We start from the raw sequence: 18,800 nt of genomic DNA, 5'->3' as shown, positions 1-18,800 counted from the left end.
TTCTCACCACGGGCGGGGAGGGCTTCCTCCCCGCCCGTGTCGTTCGCGGAACCCTCAACCCCACACCCGAAAGAGGTTCGCCATGTACGTGAAGGCTCAGGTCGTTCGCGTTGCCGCGTCGTCCGACAAGTGCTCCTGCGGCGGCACCATGACCGTGTCCACCGACACGCGCACCGTGGAGTAGTCGCGGCTCGCGGGCGGGCGGCACCCTCAGCGGCGCGGCCCGCCCGTGGTTTCCCAATCCCTTCCTTTCTTCCTTCCCGTCCCGTGACTTCTTCTTCCACGCCACTCCTGCTGCTCACCCAGGCGGACCTCCAGGGCGCCCCGCTGTTCCGCGCCGTGTCCGTCGACGTGTCCGTGCGCCCGGGGGAAGGGCGGCTCTGGGTGGACCTGTCCCGGGACACCGGCTACGCGCCGGTCTGGCAGCAGCACCTGCGCCACCTGGCGGCCGTGGGCCGCGGGCGCTACGCGCTGCCCTGGGACGAGACGGACCTGTTCGTGTCGGTGCGGGGCCGCAGGGTGCTGCTCGACGGGCGCAGCGCGTCCCTCCCGCTGTTCGTCGCGTGGGTGGCGCTGCTGGCCGGGCGCGAGCTGCCCTCGCCCTTCCTGGCCACCGGCGTGGCGCTGGACGCGGGGGACGCACTCCTCGCCGCGCCGCTCGAGAAGCTCCAGGGCAAGCTGGTGGTGGCGGATGGTTATGTGCGCCAGGTCCACCCGGCCGCCGGGCGCGTGCCGGTGTGGGTCCCCGCCGGCAGCCAGTGGGACGCCGCGCCGCTCGTGTCGCTGGATGTCCGCCCCGTCCCCAGCCTCACCGCGGGCGCCGAGGCCGTGCTGGGCGCGCTGCCGCTCCGTCAGGATGCCGCGGCCACCAGGGGAGCCGGAGGGGGGGCGGCATGATTGCCCGGGGCGTCCGCGCGGTGCGCGAGATGTACGAGCTGTCGCGCGGGCTGGGCAACCTCCGCGTGCTGCTCGTGTCCGGCCTGGTGGGCACGGTGGCCGGGGGCCTGCTCAACCCGGTGATGCCGCTCTATCTCCAGTCTCGCGGGCTGGACCTGCAAGGCATCGGGCTGGTGTACACGGCGGGCTCGCTGGTGCCCATCTTCCTGCAGCCGGTGATGGGGGCGCTGTCGGACCGCTACAACCGCAAGGCGTTCGTGGTGGGCCTGTCGCTGGTCACCTCGCTGCTGGTGCCGCTGATGGCGCTGTTCTCTCACCCGCTGCCGCTGGCCGCGGCGCTGTCGCTCAAGCTGCTGCTGGCGCGCAGCGCGCAGCCGGTGAACGGCGCGCTGGTGGCGGACTTCGCGCCGTCGAAGAAGCGCGCCACCATCTTCTCCCTCCTGGACGCCACCAGCAGCCTCACCTTCGTGGTGGCGCTGTGGGCCTCCGCGCCCGTCATCCGCTGGCTGTCCACGCGCTACACCTTCTTCCTCGCCGGCGCGCTCTTCCTCGTCAGCAGCCTGCTCCTGCTGCGCCTCCAGGAGCCGGCGCGCGAGGCCCCGAAGGCGCGCGCGTCCGGCGGCCACCTGCGCACGGCGCTGGAGGCGGTGCGCGCCCCGCTGGACTACATGCGGAGCTCGCCGCGGCTGGTGGGGCTGTTCGCCTGGCAGTTCTTCTTCGCCTTCTCCCTCAACCTCTTCCCCATCTACATCCCGCTCTACGCGCAGCAGCTGGGCGCGCCGCCCGAGGCCGTGGGGCCGCTGGTCTCCGTCTCCTGGCTCGTCTACGCCTTCGCCCAGCCCTTCGGCGGGCGGCTGTCGGACGCGCTGCCCCGGCGCAACGGGCTCATCCTCGCGGGGCTCGCGGGCATGGTGCTGATGAGCACCGTCCTCGGGCTGGCCGGGTGGCTGCCGGCGCCGTACGGCCTCGCCGTCATGGTGGCCGCCTGGGCGCTGCTGGCGGTGCCGGACGGCCTGCACCGTCCTTCCGCGCAGGCGGTGGTGGTGGAGGTGGCCCCGGCCCCGGAGCGCGGCCGCTTCCTGGGCGCGCTGGGCGCGTGCGCGGCGCTCGCCCAGGTCCTGGCCCCGCTCAGCTACGGCTTCGTCGCCCGGAACGCCGGGCTGTCCAGTGCCTTCCTGTTGTCCTCCGGCGCGTTGCTCCTGTCCCTGGTCGCCATGGCCTGGGCACCGGACCGAACCGCGCCGGCCGCAGTGCCCCACACCCCCGTCCTCACCCCATCCCAGGAGCCCGGATGAAAACCTCAACCCGAGTCTGGGGCGCCGCGCTGCTCGGCGCGTGTCTGCCCACCCTGGCCCTCGCCGACTCACCCGCGGACAAGCAGCACTACAACTACAAGGCCACCTTCACGCCCGACCCCATCACCATCGACGGCAAGCCGGACGAGGCCGTGTGGCAGACGGCCCCGGAGGTCGACGGCTGGCACCTCACGCGCATCGACTACGGGCAGCCCGCGCGTGACGACACCCGGGTCCGCATCCTCTACGACAAGCACAACCTGTACGTGCTCTTCCACTGCCTGGACAAGGACCCGTCGAAAATCACGGCCTACAGCGTCCAGAACGAGAGCTTCCTCCACCAGGAGGACAACATCACGGTGATGCTGGACACCTTCCAGGACCACCGCAACGCGTACTACTTCTGGACCAACCCGCTGGGCGTGCGCACCGACGGGCGCATCGTCGCGGACGGCGAGGCCTTCACCACCTCCTGGGCGGGCGAGTGGGAGTCCAAGTCCACCATCGTCGATGACGGATGGATTGCCGAGGTGCGCATCCCCTTCGCCAACTTCCAGTTCCCGGAGAAGGAGGAGATGACGTTCGGCCTGATGCTGGACCGCGAGCAGGCCCGCACCCAGGAGTGGAGCAACTGGACGCCCGACGGCGTCAACAGCGCCAAGGTGAGCCGCTTCCCGCACCTGACGGGCCTCAAGGGAATCGAGGGGCGCCGCAAGTGGAGCGTCACCCCGTACGTGGCCACGGACCTGGCGCTCCAGACCACCGAGGACCGGAAGATGTTCCGGCCCAAGGCCGGCTTCGACGCGCGCCTGGACCCGGTGCCCTGGGCGGCGCTGAAGCTGACCGTCAACCCGGACTTCTCCGACGTGGAGGCGGACCAGGACCGGCTGCTGCTGGACACCGAGGAGCCGCTGCTGCCCGAGCGCCGGCCCTTCTTCGTGGAGAGCGAGCACCTCTTCCTGGCGCCCATCAAGATCTTCACGTCCCGCCGCATCGCCATGAAGCCGCATGACCAGGTGCTCGGCGGCGCGCAGCTCACCGGCAAGGTGGGCGGCCTGGGCTTCGCGCTCCTCGACGTGCAGCACAAGGACGACCCGGGGGACGGCACCAACATCAAGGAGAACCTCAACTCCGGCATCATCCGCCTCCAGCAGGACATCGGGAAGCGCTCGGCCATCAACCTCATCGGTGTCAGCCGCTACGGCGACAAGTACGGCTGGTTCCGCACCACGGGCGTCGACGCCAACATCCACATCTGGGAGGAGATCTTCATCCAGGCCCAGGCGCTGAAGAGCTGGAGCGACGTGGCGGGCTCGAAGGACTCGGACGCGTACAAGTTCGCCATCCACCGCTTCGACACCAACTCCGAGTTCTGGATCCACCTGGAGGACATCGGCGCGCGGTACGCCAACCCGCTGGGCTACACGCCGGTGCTCGACAAGCAGGGCTGGAACACGCACCTGTACCTGACGCCGTTCCCCAAGCTGCGCTTCCTGCCGCAGGTGAACATCACCTGGGACACCCTCTGGCGGCGCAACCACGAGCACGTGCGCACCCGCTACCGGCAGCGCTTCAACCTCCAGCCCTACCTGCACCACAACTTCGCCCTCTACGCGGACTACGTGCACGACGACAACGAGGGCTTCGAGGACCGGGTGGCCACGGGCGGCTTCATCCTCTTCCCCAACGACTGGCAGAGCCTGACGCTCACGGCCTTCGGCGGCCGCTTCCTGGGCGGCCCGGTGCGCGGCGTCAACGGCGCGCTCAACCTCAAGGTTGGACCTCGCTTCCAGGCCCGCCTCAGCGGCTTCTACAGCCGCAGCGAGGACGTCCCGGAGAACAGCGAGCTGTATGGCGACTCCGGCACCGGATACTCGTGGAGCGGCTACGCCCAGCTCCGCTACCAGTTCAACCCCAACCTCTACACCCGCCTCACCCTGCAGCACGGCAAGGTGCACGAGCTGGCCGACTACAGCAACGTGAAGGGCACGCTGGTGGACGCCGTCTTCGGCTGGCACTACCGCCAGTGGAGCGACATCTTCCTCGTCTACTCGGACCAGCCCTTCAACGGCGCGCAGGAGCGCCGCATCCTCTCGAAAGTCTCCTTCACGTACTGAAGCCGCCGGAGAGCCCCGACATGAGCACCGCCACCGTTCCCCAGCCCCAGTCCATCTCCAGCCGCTACGACCAGGTGTCGTCCACGTACAACGCCAGCAACTACACCAAGGCGGCCCACAAGCTGTTCTGGGTGGTCTACGAGCACCTCACCTGGAAGGCGGTGGAGAAGGTGCTGCCCCCGGCCGGCACCGTCTGGCGCGTGCTGGACGCGGGCGGCGGCGGCGGCAAGTTCAGCGCGCGCTTCGCGGAGGCCGGCCACCAGGTCACCGTGCTGGACATCTCCGCGGGCATGCTGGACGCGGCGAAGGCGCACCTGTCCTCCAAGGGGCTCCTGGAGCGGGCCACCTTCATCGAGGGCACGGTGGCGGAACTGCCCTTCGAGGACGCGTCGTTCGACCTGGTCTTCAGCGAGGGCGACCCGGTGTCCTACTGCCTGGACCAGTACCCCAAGGCCATGAGCGAGCTGGTGCGCGTGGTGAAGCCGCGCGGGCCGGTCATCATGGGCGTGGACAACCGGCACGAGCACTTCATGTTCGAGCTGAAGCACGGCAAGAAGGCCGAGGCCCTGAAGATGCTGCTGACGGGGCGCGGCAAGTGCCCGTACGGGTTGCCGGTGCACCTCTTCACCCTCAAGGAGCTGCATGACGGCGTGACGGCCGCGGGCGCGGAGGTGGAGGAAATCTTCGGCAAGCCCGTCATGTACTTCGAGATGCTGGAGGCGATGCAGGCCGAGCGCGGGCCGGACTTCGACGTGTGGGCGGCGCGCGACGAAATCATCGCGCTGCAGGAGAAGTTCGCGCACGAGGGCTTCGCGTTGCAGGGGCAGCACTTCCAGGTGATGGCGCGCAGGAAGTAGGAGGTCCGTCGTGGCGGCGATTCCATACCTCGGAGTGGGGCTCAGCTACCGCTGGGACTTCCAACCGCACCTCGGCCGGGGCAACCCGGGCGTGGACTGGCTGGAGGTGATGCCGGAGCACTTCTTCCCGCTGACGGAAGACACGGTGCGGCGGCTGGAGGTGCTGGCGAAGCGTTACCCGCTGGCCGGCCACGGACTGGAGCTGTCCGTGGGCTCGGACGGCGTGGACGGGCCGGACTACCGGGAGAGCCTCAAGCGGCTCCTGGGCCTCACCCGGGCGGCGTGGCACTCGGACCACCTGTGCTTCACGCGGGCGGGCGAGCTGCCGGTGCGCTCGCTCACTCCGGTGCCCTTCACCGAGGAGGCGCTGGAGACGTGCGTGCGCAACATCCGCCGTGTCCAGGCGGAGCTGGCGCAGCCCTTCATCGTGGAGAACATCGCCTGGTTGTTCGACACGCCGCTGAGCACGCTGGACGAGGCGGACTTCCTCACCCGCGTGGTGACGGGCGCGGACTGCGGCCTGCTCCTGGACCTGCACAACGTCTACGCCAACGCGGTGAACCACAAGTTCGACCCGTACCGCTTCGTGGACCGGCTCCCGCTGGACAGGGTGGTGCAGATTCACCTGGCGGGTGGGGTGACGATGGAGGGCGTGTACGTGGACAGCCACTCCTCGGTATCGCCGGACGAGGTGTGGCGGCTCTTGGAGTACGTGGCGCCGCGCTGCCCGGTGCGCGGGGTGAACTTCGAGATGGACAGCGGCTTCCCGCCCTTCCCGCGGCTGGTGGAGGAGCTGGCCCGTGCGCGGGCCATCCTCGAGCGCTGCGGCGCGAGCGCGGCCTGAGGGGACGACACCATGGGTTACTCGGAGACGCTGGAGGTGCTGGCGCGGCTTCACGTGGATGCGCGCTTCCGCGAGGCCTGGCTGAGGGACGCGAACGCCGCCCTGGCGCCGTACGCGCTGACGCCGCGTGAGCGCGAGGGCCTGGCCGCCACGGACGCCATCGTGGTGGAGCGGGCGGGGCGGATGCTGGACGGACACCGCCTGTCGCGCGTGCACGAGCACCTGCCGTGGGCGGACCCCGCCGTTCGGCCCGGCCTGCTGCCGGTGCTGCGCGGCTTCCTCCAGGACGCGCTGCCGGAGCTGCTCAACCGCGAGGAGGCCATCGCCTTCTGCCGCTACCTGGAGGCGGCCCCGCGCGGGACGCTGCCGGCGTACATGGCGGACCTGGCCCGCTGTGAGCGGCTGCGCATCGCGCTCGCGTGGGGCCTGCATCCCATGTCCGGGCCGAGCCACTTCGAGGACTTCCAGTACCCGGTGACGGAGCTGCTGGCCGCGCTGGCGCAGCCGGGCTGGCCGGAGGTGCCGGTGCGCCCCACGCGCGTGGAGTTCCTCAAGGTGCCGGGCCTGCCCGCGGTGCTGGTGCGCGCGTAGCTCACCGGCTCCACAGGACGTCGATGAGCACGCCGTAGTGCACGCCGGCGGCGGCGATGACCATGAGGTGGAACACCTCGTGGTAGCCGAACACCGTGGGCTTCGGGTCGGGCCACCGGCGCGCGTAGACGCCCGCGCCCAGCGCATAGAGGACGCCGCCGGTGACGAGCCAGGCGACGCGCCCCGGGCCGATGACGTCCGGCAGCAGCAGCATCACCGGCGCCGCCACCGTGCCCAGGGCGACGTAGAGCGCGGAGCGCAGCCCCCGTGACGTGGAGATGCCGAGCAGGGTGAGTGACGCGCCGAGGAGGGCGCCACCCCACATCACCGCGAGGAGTGTCCCGCTCCAGCCGCTCTTCGTCTCCAGCGTGGCCATGGGCGTGAAGCTGCCGGCGATGAGGAGGTAGATGGCGGCGTGGTCACACCGCTGGAGGCGCCGGTAGGCGGCGGGGCCCCAGGTAGGCCAGTGGTACGTCCCGCTGACACCGAACATCAGCACCAGGCTGACGCCGAACACCAGGGCCGCCAGGTACTGAGCACCCTGGGCGGGGGCCAGCGCGAGCTGGATGCAGCCGGCGAGCGCCGCCACCGCCGCGAGCAGGTGCGACAGGCCCCGCAGCCGGGGCTTCACGCTTTCATCGATGAAGAAGGGGTGGAGGGCTTCTCGGGGCGCCATGACCTGGACGTATGCACTCCAGGTCACGGAGGCGTCAGCGAGTGGGCCGTGCGTCCACGGCTGGACGCACGCCGTGCCGGAGCGTCGACCTCTTCACATGGAATTCCATGGGGTTCCTCCTCGGTGGTATGGCGAAGCGGACATGAAGCCCCGCCTGCTGACCTTCTTTTGTGAGCTGGAGTCCCGTCCGCTGTGTGAGCTGTTCGCCACTCCGGGCGTCGTCGAGGACCTGGTGGCGCTGCAATCCGGGGTGAGCCTCGGCCTGCTCGACCTGGGGCCGGAGCGCGCGGAGGTGGTCCGGCACCTGAACCGGGAGGGCATCCCCGTCACGGCGTGGCTGCTGCTGCCGGAGGAACAGGGCTACTTCTTCCACGTGGGAAACCTGGCCCAGGCCTCGGCGCGCTACGACGCCTTCCTCGCATGGACGGCGGAGCACGGGCTGAAGTGGGCTGGAGTGGGTCTGGACCTCGAGCCCGACATCCAGGAGCTGCGAGGCTTCATGGAGGGCAGGTGGCGGCGGCTGCCGCGGCTGCTCCCCAGGCTGCTGCTCGGCTCGCGCCTGCGGAGGGGCCGCGCCGGCTACTCCGCGCTGGTGGAGCGCATCCGGGCGGACGGCTACAAGGTGGATACGTACCAGTTCCCCTTCATCGTGGACGAGCGGCAGTCCCGCTCCACGCTGCTTCAACGTGTGTCCGGAGTGCTGGACCTGCCGGCGGACCGCGAGGTGCTGATGCTCTACACCAGCTTCGCGCGCCCCCATGGGGCGGCGGTGCTGTGGAGCTACGGTCCCGGCGCCGCCTCCATCGCGGTGGGCATCACGGGAGGCGGCATCGAGTTCCCGGGCGCGAAGCTGCCTCCGCCGCTGGACTGGACGGAGCTGTCGCGTGACCTGCGGCTGGCGGTGCGGTGGACGCACGACCTCCATGTCTTCAGCCTGGAGGGCTGCGTGCGGCAGGGCTTCCTGTCGCGGCTGCGCACGTTCGACTGGGACGCTCCGGTGGACCCGCCCGCACTCCCGGCGCGACGGGTGGACGCGGTCCGCCGGATGGCGCGCGCCGTGCTCCGCGCGAGCGCCCACGTGCTCCGCTGACACCCCTCCAACCAGCCGAGGGGGCAAGGCGCTGCGCGTCATGTCCTCCCAGGTACGCTCGCGGAGACGGTGAAGGTTGACGCTTGGGGGAGGGGGAATGGAACCTCCATTCCATGACCGACCCCCGCAAGACGTCGACGAGGCTCCTCGGCGCGCTCCTCGTGTCCGTGGGCGCGCTCCACGCGACGCCCTCCCTGGCGGCACCCGCCGCCACACCCATTCCGGTGCCCAACGGCGGCTTCGAGCTGGCGGGCGGCACGTCGGGACTCCCCGCGTTCTGGACGTCGAAGGGGCAGGGCAAGGTGTCCGGCTCTGGAGAGGCGAAGGTGGAAGGCGCCCGGGGTCTGGCCATTGAAAGCCCGCAGGGCGGCGCGGAGACCACCGTCGAGTCCGAGGCCATGAAGCTCCAGGTGGGCCAGCTCTACCGGGTCAGCGCCTGGGTGCGCACGCGCGGCGTCCAGGCGGACCCGCAGGCGCGCTACCCCACGGCCCACGGCGCCTGCCTCTCCATGAAGAGCTTCCCCTTCACCAACTGCACGCCCGCTCCGGCCACCGAGGCGGGCGGCCGTGTGTCGGCGCTCTTCTTCGCCACCCAGGGCTCGGACCGCGTGCAGCTCCACCTGGGCCGAAACGGCAAGGCCACCGGCACCGCGTGGTTCGACGACGTGCGCGTGGAGAAGGTGGACGACATCACCGCCTACGTCCCGCTGGAGTCCGTGCGCTGGGCGGGCAAGGGCTTCCGCTACGACGACGGCGGGTGGATCTACGTCCACATCGAGGGCGAGCCGTACGAGCGCGGCCATCAGCTCGGCGAGCTCACGGCGCGCGAAATCGTCAGCTACATGGAGAAGCTCGGCATCCAGAAGGACAAGACGGATGCGGCGAAGGGGTGGGGCCACGCGCGGCTGCTCGCGGACGCGCTCTTCCTGCGCAAGTACGACGCCGAGTACCTGGAGGAGATGAAGGGCATCGCCGACGGCGCCAACAAGGCCGGCGTGAAGTTCAAGGACCGCGAGCTGGACCTGCTGGACATCGTCACCCTCAACTCCGCGGTGGACGCGGGCCAACTGGAGGAGGCCAATCGCGCCACGGCCACGCCCCTGTCCGGCCGCACCTTCCTCAAGGCGGAGGACGAGACGGAGCGCGCCGGCAAGGGCGACCACTGCTCCTCGTTCGTGGCCACGAAGTCCGCCACGAAGGATGGCCGCGCCATCATCGGGCAGATCTTCATGTGGAACGGCTACACCGGCGTCCACTGGGATGTGATTCTGGACGTGCAGCCCACCAAGGGGCACCGCTTCGTGATGCAGACCTTCCCGGGCGGCATCCACAGCGGCGCGGACTGGTACGTCAACTCCGCGGGCATCGTCATCGGAGAGACGACGGTGGGCCAGACGCCCTTCGACATGAACGGCTCGCCGCAGAGCAATCGCATCCGCAAGGCGGCGCAGTACGCGTCCAGCATCGACGACGTGGCGCGCATCATGAAGGACGGGAACAACGGCCTCTACACCAACGACTGGACGATGGCCGACACCAAGACGGACGAGGGCGCCTGCCTCCTGCTCGGCACGAAGAAGACGCGGCTGTGGCGCACGGGCAGCAAGGGCAACGCCGCGGACACGCCGGGCAACCTCAAGGACTTCATCTGGGCCAACAACAACAACCGGGACATGGAGGTGCGCAAGGAGTACGTGCCCAACCCGGACAACGCCCCGGTGGACCTGGCCTTCAACACGTGGAACCGGGACATCGCCTTCTGGGAGTACTACGCGAAGTACGGCAAGAAGGGCTTCGACCTGGACACGTCCATCCGGATGCTGGCCTCCAGCCCCATCAACCGGCCGCACGCGTGTGACGGGAAGATCACCACGTCCGAGATGGCCGAGAAGCTGATGTTCCTGGCCCACTACGGGAAGACGACGCTGCGCGAGAAGATGATTGGCAGCCGGTTCATGCCGGACCTGCCGGGCGCCACGCCGCACCTGTCCCTGGGCTACACCGCCTTCAGTCCCGTCGTCGTCGCGGACCGCCTGAAGGAGGCGCGCAAGGGCTGGAAGGCCCCGGAGGAGCCGGCCACGCCGAAGCGCGACCTGTCGAAGGTGAAGGACGCCGTCCGCTTCGACTCGAAGCTGCTGTGGTCCAACACGGTGTTCCCCGCCTCGGACGCGGACAACTGGCTGGCCAGCGGCACCTCGGCCTACTGGAAGCTGCTGAAGGAACTGCCGGAGGGCGAGGACAAGGCGTTCGAGCAGCAGCGCGACGCGCTGGCGGAGCTGAACGCGCGCTTCCTCTTCATGTCCTCGCGCGAGCCGGACGTGGCGCCGGTGAACGCGAAGACGGACTACGGCCGTTATGGCGCCTATTCGGTGCCGCGCATCAAGGGCACCGTCGCGCTGCACCAGCTCCGGCTGCTGCTGGGCAACGAGGCGTTCGGCAAGGCGATGGGCGCCGTGCATGCGCGCTACGCGAACAAGGACATCAGCACCGCGGACTTCAAGCGCACCGTGCTGGAGGCCACCAACAAGGACGTGGGGGCCTTCGTCGCGCAGTGGCTGGAGCGCACGGGGCTGCCCCAGCCGCGCATCCGCGCCACCGCCGCCCAGGGGAAGGACGGCTACGAGGTGACGCTGAAGGTGGAGCAGCCGGGGGCCCGGCCGTGGCACTTCATCACGATGGTGGAGGTGCGCACCGCGAAGGGCTCCACCTTCGAGCGCGTGGAGGTGAAGGGGCCGAATGAGACCTTCACCTCCCGCACGGCGGAGGCGCCGGTGCGCGTGGTCTTCAACGCGTCCAACGACATCCCCGTGCCGCGCGAGCGCTTCCAGGTGCTCTACAACCAGACGGATGCCTGGGAGCGGCTGCTCCTGGTGCACGGCACCGCGCGGCAGACGGAGTCCATGCGCACGCTGGCGCTGGGCTACCGCGACGTGCTGGCGGATGCCTTCACGGAGCTGCTGCCCCCCGTCAAGCCGGACGGCGAGGTGACGGACGCGGAGCTGGCGGACCGGGACCTCATCCTCTTCGGCGGAGCGGAGGACAACGCGCTGCTGGCGCGGCTGGCCGAGGAGAAGAAGCTGCCGGTGGAGCTGGGCCGGCGCTACTTCCGATGGCAGGGGAAGACCTACGGCCGTCCGGATGACGGGCTGGCCCTGGCGCTGCCCAACCCGTGGAACCCGAAGCGGACGCTCTACGTGTACACGGCGAACAGCGCCCTCCAGCTCTGGCGGATGACGCGTACCTTCCAGCGCAACCTCCAGGGCTGGGCTCGCTTCCAGGGCACGGACGTGAGCGCCAAGGGCTTCCACGACCTGGAGTCGCTGGCGCAGGACCTCACGGTGACGCCCGCGCCGGCCCCCGCGCCGACTCCGGCCCCGCAGCCCGCCCCGCCCGCCGGACCGCCGGCTCCCAAGCTGGGACAGCTCATTCAGTGAGGGCGTCCGCTGGCGGCCTGGTGGGCTGTCCGCCCGGGCCGCCGCTCCGCGCGGGTGCCGGCGTACGGCCGCGAGCGTGCACGAAGTCCTCGGCCGGGACGCACCTTGCGTGGGGACGGGGAGGGAGGTGAAGGCCGCCAGGAAGGCGAGGGGCCGGGTGGACAGTCCTTCGCGGGTGCTTAGGCTGGGCGACACTCCTGATAGAGGTCCTGTGTGAGCTCCCTCGTCATCCGGCTGGTCTGTGGCCTGCTGTTCTCCGCGATTGTGCTGGGAGCCGTCGTCCGGCCACCCGACAACCTCACGCAGGGCCTGGGAATGCTCCTGCCCGCGGCCATGCTGCTGAGCGTCGCCCTCAAGGGGCCGCGGCGCTCCATCATCCCGAAGAAGAAGCGCGCTCCGGCCCCCGTGCCCACGGGGGAGCTTCCTCCCGGAGTCTGACTCCGGAGGACTGGCGCGCCTCGCGCGCCCCGCTCCCGGGCTCAGGCCTTCTTCGCGGACGGCTTGTTGATGTTGGCGAAGAAGTCGTTGCCCTTGTCGTCCACGACGATGAAGGCGGGGAAGTCGACGACGTCGATCTTCCAGACGGCCTCCATGCCCAGCTCCTGGTACTCCAGGACCTCCACCTTCTTGATGCAGTCCTGGGCCAGCCGCGCCGCCGGGCCGCCGATGGAGCCGAGGTAGAAGCCGCCGTGCTTCTTGCACGCCTCGGTGACGGCGGGCGAGCGGTTGCCCTTGGCCAGCATCACGAAGCTGCCGCCCTGGGCCTGGAACTGGTCCACGTAGGCGTCCATGCGTCCCGCCGTCGTCGGGCCGAAGGAGCCGGAGGCGTAGCCCTCGGGCGTCTTCGCCGGGCCGGCGTAGTAGACCATGTAGTCCTTGAGGTACTGCGGCATGCCCTGGCCGGCGTCCAGGCGCTCCTTGAGCTTCGCGTGGGCGATGTCGCGCGCCACCACCATGGGGCCGGTGAGCGACAGGCGCGTCTTGATGGGGTAGCGGGACAGCTCGGCGCGAATCTCGCTCATGGGCTTGTTGAGGTCGATCTTCACCACCTCGCCGCCCAGGTCCGAGTCCGTCGTCTCCGGCAGGTACTTCGCCGGGTCGGCCTCGAGCTGCTCCAGGAAGATGCCGTCGCGGGTGATCTTCCCCAGCGCCTGCCGGTCCGCCGAGCACGACACGGCGATGGCCACCGGGCAGGACGCGCCGTGGCGGGGCAGGCGGATGACGCGCACGTCATGGCAGAAGTACTTGCCGCCGAACTGCGCGCCGATGCCCATGCGCTGCGTGAGCTTCAGCACCTCCTGCTCCAGCTCCACGTCACGGAAGCCGCGGCCCTGGGCGTTGCCCTCGCGCGGCAGCGTGTCCAGGTAGCGGGCGGAGGCGTACTTGGCCGTCTTGAGGGCGAACTCGGCGGAGGTGCCGCCGATGACGATGGCCAGGTGGTACGGCGGGCACGCGGCGGTGCCCAGCGAGCGGATCTTCTGGTCGAGGAAGTTGAGCAGGCTCTGCGGATTCAGCAGCGCCTTGGTCTCCTGGTAGAGGTAGCTCTTGTTCGCGGAGCCACCGCCCTTGGCCATGAAGAGGAACTTGTAGGCGTCGCCCCCGGTCGCGTAGAGCTCGATCTGCGCGGGGAGGTTGTTGTTGGTGTTGACCTCCCGGTACATGTCCAGCGGCGCCATCTGCGAGTAGCGCAGGTTGGACGTCTGGTACGTGTCGAAGACGCCGCGGGAGATGGCCTCCTCGTCGTTGCCGGTGGTGAGGACGTACTGGCCCTTCTTGCCCATGACGATGGCGGTGCCCGTGTCCTGGCAGGAGGGCAGCACGCCGCCGGCGGCGATGTTGGCGTTCTTCAGCAGCTCCAGGGCGACGAAGCGGTCATTGGAGGACGCCTCGGGGTCCTTGAGGATGTGGGCGAGCTGGCCCAGGTGGCCTGGACGCAGCAGGTGCGCGATGTCGCGCATGGCCTGGCGGGTCAGCAGGGTGAGCCCCTCGGGCTCGACCTGGAGGAAGGTGCGCCCCCCGGCCTCGAACGTGGAGACGTAGTCCTTCGTGAGGAGCCGGAAGGGCGTCTCGTCCTTGCCCAGCGGCAGCATTTCCTGGAACTGGAAGTCGGTCATCGCGTGGCCTCTGCGAGAGTGCTGAGGGGTGTAGGCGTAGCGCCGATGCCCCCCGGTTGGGTAGCTGGAAGGCGGCTGCCCGGAGGGCGTGCCGGGGCGAGGCGAGAACCTCTCCCCATGGGAGCTACAAGCAGGGGTGGGGGAGTGTCAGTCTTCCAGGGGCTCGAAGCCGGCCTGGGTGGCGCCCTCCGGGGGGCGGGGAGGAGGGCGAAGGGTCGGCTGGTCGTCAGCCCCGCGTGCCGACAACTCGCGATATGGCCGGGTTGTGAGATGCTGTAGCCCCCCGTGGCTTCTCTCTCCTATCAGGCACCGCTTCTCGTCATCGTGGGACTGCTCGCCGCCAACGCGCGCGCGGCCGAGCCTTCGTCCGTGGAGCAGCGGGCGCGCGAAGACCTCGACAGGCAACTCCAGGCGCTCGTGCAGACGCCGCCGCCAGAGGTGGTCATCTCCTACGAGGGGCTCCCCGGCGCCGGTACGACGCGTGGCTACAAGCTGGTGGAGGCGGATTTCTCCCTCAACGGCCAGCCGCTGGCGGTCCCCGGGCCGGACAAGCTGAACGCGCCGGGGGTGCACCGGCTGGCGGTGGTGAAGGTGGAGGAGGGCTCCTTCACGCTCGTGTCGCGCGTCACCTATGCGAACGACGCGTGGAACCTCTTCAGCGAGGAGAGCGGCTTCCTGTGGAAGCTGACGGCGTCGGTGACGTTCCAGGTGCAGAAGGGGCTGCGGGTGCGGGTGAAGGTGATGCCCGGCATCAACCCCACGGCGCCGGACCCGCGGCTGAAGCTGAAGCTGTCGCATGATGTAGCGGCGGAGATGACCGCGCAGCTCGCGGACGTGGCCATTCCGGATGCGCCGGATGCGGGGACACCCTCGAAGGTGGCGCAGACGCCCACGACGCCCGTCACCTCGCCGGTGCAGCCGGTGTCGGGGACGCAGCCGGCCTCGGGGAAGGCGCCGGTGGTCCTGGCGGCGGAGCGCCCGGAGGAGGGCCCCGCGGCGCCCGCGCGGCTGTTGCTGAAGGTGCTCGCGGGGAAGAAGCCGCTGGCCGCCACGGTGTACCTGCGCGGGAAGGGCGCGCCGAAGCAGGTGCTGGTGGACGCCAAGGCGCGCAAGCCCACGCCGGTGCTGCTGCCGCCGGGCGAGTACACGGTGGACGTGCTGTCGCGGGGCTACCTGGCGCAGACGCGCAAGGTGAAGCTGACGCGGGAGACGGAGCCCACGGTGTCCTTCACGCTGGCGAAGGCGCCGGCGAAGAAGACGCAGCAGGCCCGTGTGAAGAACGAGCGCGTGGAGCTGCCAAAGGAGCCGCGCTTCGAGGAGAAGCAGTCCGCGCCGCGCAAGGGCACCACGGTGGGGCTGGCGCTGCTGGTGGACATGCTGGTGCGTGACGAGTCGCTGCGCCTGCGCATCGAGGGCCACACGGACAACCGCGAGGGCCCGGCCGCGTCCCGGCAGGCGCTCTCCGAGGCCCGTGCGAAGGCCGTGGCGGCGCTGCTGGTGGACTCGGGGCTGGACGCTTCGCGCATCGAGACCGGGGGCATGGGGGATACCCGGCCCAAGGCGCCGAACCTGATTCCCAAGGGCCGCGAGCTGAACCGCCGCGTGGAGTTCGTGCTGCTGCGCGGGAAGTAGGCGCGCCGCTTCTCGTTGGGGCTACAGGCCGCTCGGGAGCCGGGAGCGCCAGTCGCGGTAGCGCTGGCGGGCGGCGTTTCGCTCCTCGGGGTTGCGGAAGAAGAGGCCGGCTCCGCCATCGTAGGGAGCGTACACGTGTCCGGTCGTGCACGAGGCGAGGAGCACCATCCGGGGCGCGTCCTCGGCGACGGCTCGTAGTCCATGGCGGCAGCCTACCTTCGCGTTAGCGGCCTGGCTTTGTGTTTCGTGAGGTGGCGCGCTGGCCAATCTCCGGGAAGCGCTCGTAGGCGCGCACCCGCGTGTCGAGGTCGAGCGGCGCTTCGGTGAGCCGGACGATCCACCCGCCTTCGTGGTGTGCCGCGCTCGGGAGAGCAGGTCCGCGTCGCGCGATGAGTCCGGGAACCCATGGCGTGAGACTTCTATTCGTCCCCTGGCCTGGTTTCCCGGGGCAGTTCAAGAAGCGGCCTGATTCAGGACGCGGATGGGTCCTGCCATGGAGCCGCCTCGGCCACGCGGTAGCCGCAACGGTAACTCGGGCATGTTCGGAGTGCCGGGAGACCGAGGACCCGCGAAGCTCCAGGCCCTGTCTCCCATGCCACGACTTCTGGCCATGTCAGTCCCCGAGCGGCCATGCGCGGAATGGAGCGTCCATTCCGCATGTCCTGTCAGGCGCTCATCGCTCATGGGCCCGGCCTCACCGTCCGGCACGTCAACCCCGGGCCGCCATGCACGGAATGGAGCGTCCGTTCCGCGTGGTGCGCGCAGTCCTCACCGCTTCACCAGCCTGACCTCCCCCACCTTGTCATCTGTTCCTGGCCGCCATGCGCGGAATGGAGCGTCCATTCCGCGTGACCCTCCGGGTCCTCGCCGGTGGCGGGCTCCAGCCTCCCCGCCATGTCAGACCCCTGGGGGAGACACCATGCCGCGGGAGGAGTGCCCCTTTCTGCGGAGCGCCACCCCAGGGGCGAGAGGGAGGGGAAGGGGTATGTGGACGGCGGAGCAGTTGTACCTCATGCGCATGCGGGACCCGGCGGCGGTGCTGGCACCGTGGGGCTCCAGCACGCTTGCGCCTGGAGCGGAGCACGTCGAACCCGTCATTGAGGGCCGCCCCGTTCGCGCCTTCTCCGATGCACCGCCATGGCCCAGGCACCGCCAGGCGGCGCCCTGCCTCGTGCGAATTCCTGCCGCGCCACGCATGAGTCGAGGCCCGGGACCGCCATTCTCGAGTTCTCGTCGGGGGGGGCCTGCATCGTCGAGTTCTTCCGGTAGACTCCCGCCTCACCGAAGAGCCCGGATGCCGTGCGCCGATGGGCGGCGCCGCTCTGGAAGAGGGGGCCCATGCAGAGCTCGAAAGAACCGGTGCGCAACGAGTACCTGGACCAGGTGCGCGAGCAGCAACAGCGCCTCGAAGTGGACCTGAAGGCGCGCAAGGTGATGTCGCCCATGCAGGCGCAGGCCAACGCGCTTCCCATGCGGCGCGCGGCGGGGCCGGCGGCCGTGGCGGAGCGGACGGGGAACGCGGTGGACGTGCGTATCACCGGCTTCTGGCGGTGGAAGACGGTCATCGTCCCGCCGAACGCCTACGTCGTGCACACGCGGCGGGGCCACTCGCAGCCGCTGCACATCGGTCTTGGGGTGTCGTTCCGGTTCGACCCGGCGCAGGACTCGTTCATCGTCGCACCGGGGGCGATGCAGACCATTATCATCAACGCGCACTGCATCTGCCGCGAGCTGCAGGGGCTGCTGGTGCAGGGCTATGTGCAGTGGATCATCGAGGATTTCGGCACCGCGTACCGGAAGCTGGACTTCACGGACGCGGAGGACCCGATGCGCGTGGTCAACGTGCAGCTCCGCGAGCAGGCGGAGGCGGCCATCAAGGACAAGGTGGCCACGATGAGCATCGACGCGGTGCTCTCCGACAAGCAGCCCATCATCGAGGAGCTCACGGCGCGGCTCCGGCACGTGGCGGAGGGCGGTGGCGGCGGAGACAAGGGCCTGGGCCTGCGCATCGTCACGGTGCAGATCAAGGAGGCGGTGGTGAGCTCCGCGCGCCTCTGGGAGAGCCTCCAGACGCCGTTCCGCGCCGAGCGCGAGCGGATTGCCCGGCTGGCGGCGCTGGGGACCGAGGAGGCCCTGGCCCAGCGCGAGCTGGAGGTGGAGCAGGCTCGGGAGCGGATGCGGCTGGAGAGTGATGGTGAGCTGGCCATGCTGAAGGCCCACAAGGACGCGGAGGCGTACGATCGCGAGCAGACCGAGCGGCTGCGGCGCCAGCAGCGCGAGGAGGAGGACGCGCGGAGGCTGGCGGTGGAGCGGCAGCAGTCCGCGCTCCAGGCCGCGGAGCTGGAGAAGGCCCGGCTCGCCGTGGAGGCGGAGCTGACGCGGCTGAAGCAGGAGGCCGAGGCCGTGAGGCTCAAGCGCGAGGCGCTGGCCGCCACGGAGGCCGGTGACGTGCAGCGCGCGGCGAGCAACCGCCAGGCACGCGTGGAGCTGGAGCTGCTGGAGGCGCGGCAGCACATCCTCAACGGGCTCACTCCCGCCAACGTGCAGGCGCGGCTGGTGGAACTGCTGCCCGACATCGCGGAGAAGCTGCCGAAGCCCCAGGAGCTGCGTTCGGTCTCCATCGGAGGCAGCGGCGGTGCGCAGGATGGGCAGGGCGTGACCACGCTGGTCGCGCAGATGATGGCCCTGATGAACGTTCTCAAGGCCGAGGGCTCCGGCCGTGCGCCGACGACGGCCGCGCGGGAAGGGCAGGGCGGAACCTCGAAGGAGCCCGAGCTTCGCTGAGTCCATCCGCGATGTGGCCCATACCCTGGATCACTTCACGGCTGCGGGCTCAGGCATCGGCGTGGCGCGACGTGCACGTGCGACTTGCCCGCGGCAACTTCGCTATGGCACCCACTGCGTGTCGTATGCGGGGCCGGCCGCCAAGAATGCGTTGCGAGGAATGCGGCATGATGCGGTCTGGCTGGAGCGCGGGAGCGTGCTGGTGGCATCACGCCTATGCCCACACGAACCACTCCCAGTCGTCCTCATCCACCGTGACGCCGCTCCACCGTCTCCACGCGAGCACCTCCGCCTGCCACACCTCCACTCCTCCCTCGATGGGCCGCAGCACCGTCTCGGGGGACTCCACGAGCGCGCGGCCCGTGCGCCGCGCCCAGGCTTCCCACCAGGGTGGGGGCCCCGGTGTGTGCGTCACGGCGCGAAGCAACAATCCCGGGCCCGCGACGGGCAGGTACCAGTCCTCGGTGTC

Annotated in this window: 15 protein-coding genes and 1 pseudogene; 11 read left to right on the top strand and 5 right to left on the bottom strand. The window is 70.1% G+C overall.

Annotated features, from left to right (window positions below; genetic code table 11):
* The first annotated feature begins 267 nt into the window (after positions 1-267).
* The 6 genes from K8638_RS08520 to K8638_RS08495 are packed head-to-tail and all read left to right on the top strand — an operon-like array spanning position 268 to position 6,601.
* Positions 268-897 (top strand): hypothetical protein, encoded by a 630-nt coding sequence (locus K8638_RS08520; protein ID WP_223753933.1) that lies wholly within the window; start codon positions 268-270, stop codon positions 895-897.
* A complete protein-coding gene (locus tag K8638_RS08515) occupies positions 894-2,192 on the top strand; it encodes an MFS transporter (RefSeq protein WP_223753932.1) in 1,299 nt (432 codons plus the stop codon). The genes K8638_RS08520 and K8638_RS08515 overlap by 4 nt, the downstream gene beginning before the upstream one ends.
* Positions 2,189-4,309 carry a carbohydrate binding family 9 domain-containing protein gene (locus K8638_RS08510; RefSeq protein ID WP_223753931.1) on the top strand — a complete coding sequence of 707 codons (2,121 nt, stop codon included), beginning with the start codon at positions 2,189-2,191 and terminating at the stop codon, positions 4,307-4,309. Before K8638_RS08515 ends, K8638_RS08510 begins: the two co-directional genes overlap by 4 nt.
* Positions 4,310-4,329: 20 nt before the next feature.
* On the top strand, positions 4,330-5,166 hold the full coding sequence (locus tag K8638_RS08505; protein WP_223753930.1) for a class I SAM-dependent methyltransferase: 837 nt from the start codon (positions 4,330-4,332) through the stop codon (positions 5,164-5,166).
* Between the two features lie 10 nt (positions 5,167-5,176).
* The gene (locus K8638_RS08500) at positions 5,177-6,010 is read left to right on the top strand and encodes a DUF692 domain-containing protein (protein WP_223753929.1); all 834 of its coding nucleotides are present in this window, start codon (positions 5,177-5,179) and stop codon (positions 6,008-6,010) included.
* 12 nt (positions 6,011-6,022) lie between these two features.
* Complete coding sequence (locus K8638_RS08495) at positions 6,023-6,601, top strand: hypothetical protein (protein ID WP_223753928.1); 579 nt, start codon at positions 6,023-6,025, stop codon at positions 6,599-6,601.
* A gap of 1 nt (position 6,602) precedes the next feature.
* On the opposite strand, the gene K8638_RS08490 is transcribed toward K8638_RS08495, so the two are convergent.
* Positions 6,603-7,304: a hemolysin III family protein gene (locus tag K8638_RS08490; RefSeq protein ID WP_223753927.1), complete on the bottom strand. Its 702-nt coding sequence runs from the start codon at positions 7,302-7,304 to the stop codon at positions 6,603-6,605.
* A 115-nt stretch (positions 7,305-7,419) separates the two neighbouring features.
* On the opposite strand from K8638_RS08490, the gene K8638_RS08485 reads away from it, so the two are divergent.
* The 3 genes from K8638_RS08485 to K8638_RS08475 all read left to right on the top strand — a co-directional run bounded on the left by K8638_RS08485 (position 7,420) and on the right by K8638_RS08475 (position 12,239).
* A complete protein-coding gene (locus K8638_RS08485) occupies positions 7,420-8,367 on the top strand; it encodes a hypothetical protein (protein WP_223753926.1) in 948 nt (315 codons plus the stop codon).
* A 113-nt stretch (positions 8,368-8,480) separates the two neighbouring features.
* Positions 8,481-11,801 carry a C45 family autoproteolytic acyltransferase/hydolase gene (locus tag K8638_RS08480; protein WP_223753925.1) on the top strand — a complete coding sequence of 1,107 codons (3,321 nt, stop codon included), beginning with the start codon at positions 8,481-8,483 and terminating at the stop codon, positions 11,799-11,801.
* A 213-nt stretch (positions 11,802-12,014) separates the two neighbouring features.
* Positions 12,015-12,239, top strand: coding sequence for a hypothetical protein (locus tag K8638_RS08475; RefSeq protein ID WP_223753924.1), 225 nt, complete (start codon positions 12,015-12,017; stop codon positions 12,237-12,239).
* A gap of 41 nt (positions 12,240-12,280) precedes the next feature.
* On the opposite strand, the gene K8638_RS08470 is transcribed toward K8638_RS08475, so the two are convergent.
* The gene (locus K8638_RS08470; protein ID WP_223753923.1) at positions 12,281-13,915 is read right to left on the bottom strand and encodes a fumarate hydratase; all 1,635 of its coding nucleotides are present in this window, start codon (positions 13,913-13,915) and stop codon (positions 12,281-12,283) included.
* Between the two features lie 285 nt (positions 13,916-14,200).
* Between K8638_RS08470 and K8638_RS08465 the strand changes: the two genes are divergently transcribed.
* Positions 14,201-15,547: an OmpA family protein gene (locus tag K8638_RS08465; protein ID WP_223753922.1), complete on the top strand. Its 1,347-nt coding sequence runs from the start codon at positions 14,201-14,203 to the stop codon at positions 15,545-15,547.
* A 21-nt stretch (positions 15,548-15,568) separates the two neighbouring features.
* Here K8638_RS08465 and K8638_RS08460 read toward each other — a convergent pair whose 3' ends face one another.
* Together K8638_RS08460 and K8638_RS08455 are read right to left on the bottom strand one after the other, a co-directional pair.
* Positions 15,569-15,715: a hypothetical protein gene (locus K8638_RS08460; protein WP_223753921.1), complete on the bottom strand. Its 147-nt coding sequence runs from the start codon at positions 15,713-15,715 to the stop codon at positions 15,569-15,571.
* Between the two features lie 55 nt (positions 15,716-15,770).
* A pseudogene (locus K8638_RS08455) lies at positions 15,771-15,952 on the bottom strand (DUF5953 family protein); the annotation flags it as partial.
* Between the two features lie 933 nt (positions 15,953-16,885).
* Between K8638_RS08455 and K8638_RS08450 the strand changes: the two are divergent.
* Positions 16,886-18,331, top strand: a complete 1,446-nt coding sequence (locus K8638_RS08450) for an SPFH domain-containing protein (protein WP_223753920.1) — start codon at positions 16,886-16,888, stop codon at positions 18,329-18,331.
* 214 nt (positions 18,332-18,545) lie between these two features.
* Here the strand turns inward: K8638_RS08450 and K8638_RS08445 are convergent, their stop codons facing one another.
* On the bottom strand, positions 18,546-18,746 hold the full coding sequence (locus tag K8638_RS08445; RefSeq protein ID WP_223753919.1) for a hypothetical protein: 201 nt from the start codon (positions 18,744-18,746) through the stop codon (positions 18,546-18,548).
* Between the last annotated feature and the right edge of the window lie 54 nt (positions 18,747-18,800).

This window comes from Myxococcus sp. RHSTA-1-4, assembly GCF_020037125.1.
Lineage (GTDB): Bacteria > Myxococcota > Myxococcia > Myxococcales > Myxococcaceae > Myxococcus.
Note: the sequence above shows the minus strand (reverse complement) of the source record. Positions and strands in the feature narration are given on the sequence as shown.

Bases quoted from the DNA above. Each gene is read 5' to 3' on its own strand.
- K8638_RS08515 (WP_223753932.1), top strand. From the start codon at position 894: ATGATTGCCCGGGGCGTCCGCGCGGTGCGCGAGATGTACGAGCTGTCG.
- K8638_RS08510 (WP_223753931.1), top strand. From the start codon at position 2,189: ATGAAAACCTCAACCCGAGTCTGGGGCGCCGCGCTGCTCGGCGCGTGT.
- K8638_RS08505 (WP_223753930.1), top strand. From the start codon at position 4,330: ATGAGCACCGCCACCGTTCCCCAGCCCCAGTCCATCTCCAGCCGCTAC.
- K8638_RS08495 (WP_223753928.1), top strand. From the start codon at position 6,023: ATGGGTTACTCGGAGACGCTGGAGGTGCTGGCGCGGCTTCACGTGGAT.
- K8638_RS08485 (WP_223753926.1), top strand. From the start codon at position 7,420: ATGAAGCCCCGCCTGCTGACCTTCTTTTGTGAGCTGGAGTCCCGTCCG.
- K8638_RS08480 (WP_223753925.1), top strand. From the start codon at position 8,481: ATGACCGACCCCCGCAAGACGTCGACGAGGCTCCTCGGCGCGCTCCTC.
- K8638_RS08470 (WP_223753923.1), bottom strand. From the start codon at position 13,915: ATGACCGACTTCCAGTTCCAGGAAATGCTGCCGCTGGGCAAGGACGAG.
- K8638_RS08460 (WP_223753921.1), bottom strand. From the start codon at position 15,715: ATGGTGCTCCTCGCCTCGTGCACGACCGGACACGTGTACGCTCCCTAC.
- K8638_RS08450 (WP_223753920.1), top strand. From the start codon at position 16,886: ATGCAGAGCTCGAAAGAACCGGTGCGCAACGAGTACCTGGACCAGGTG.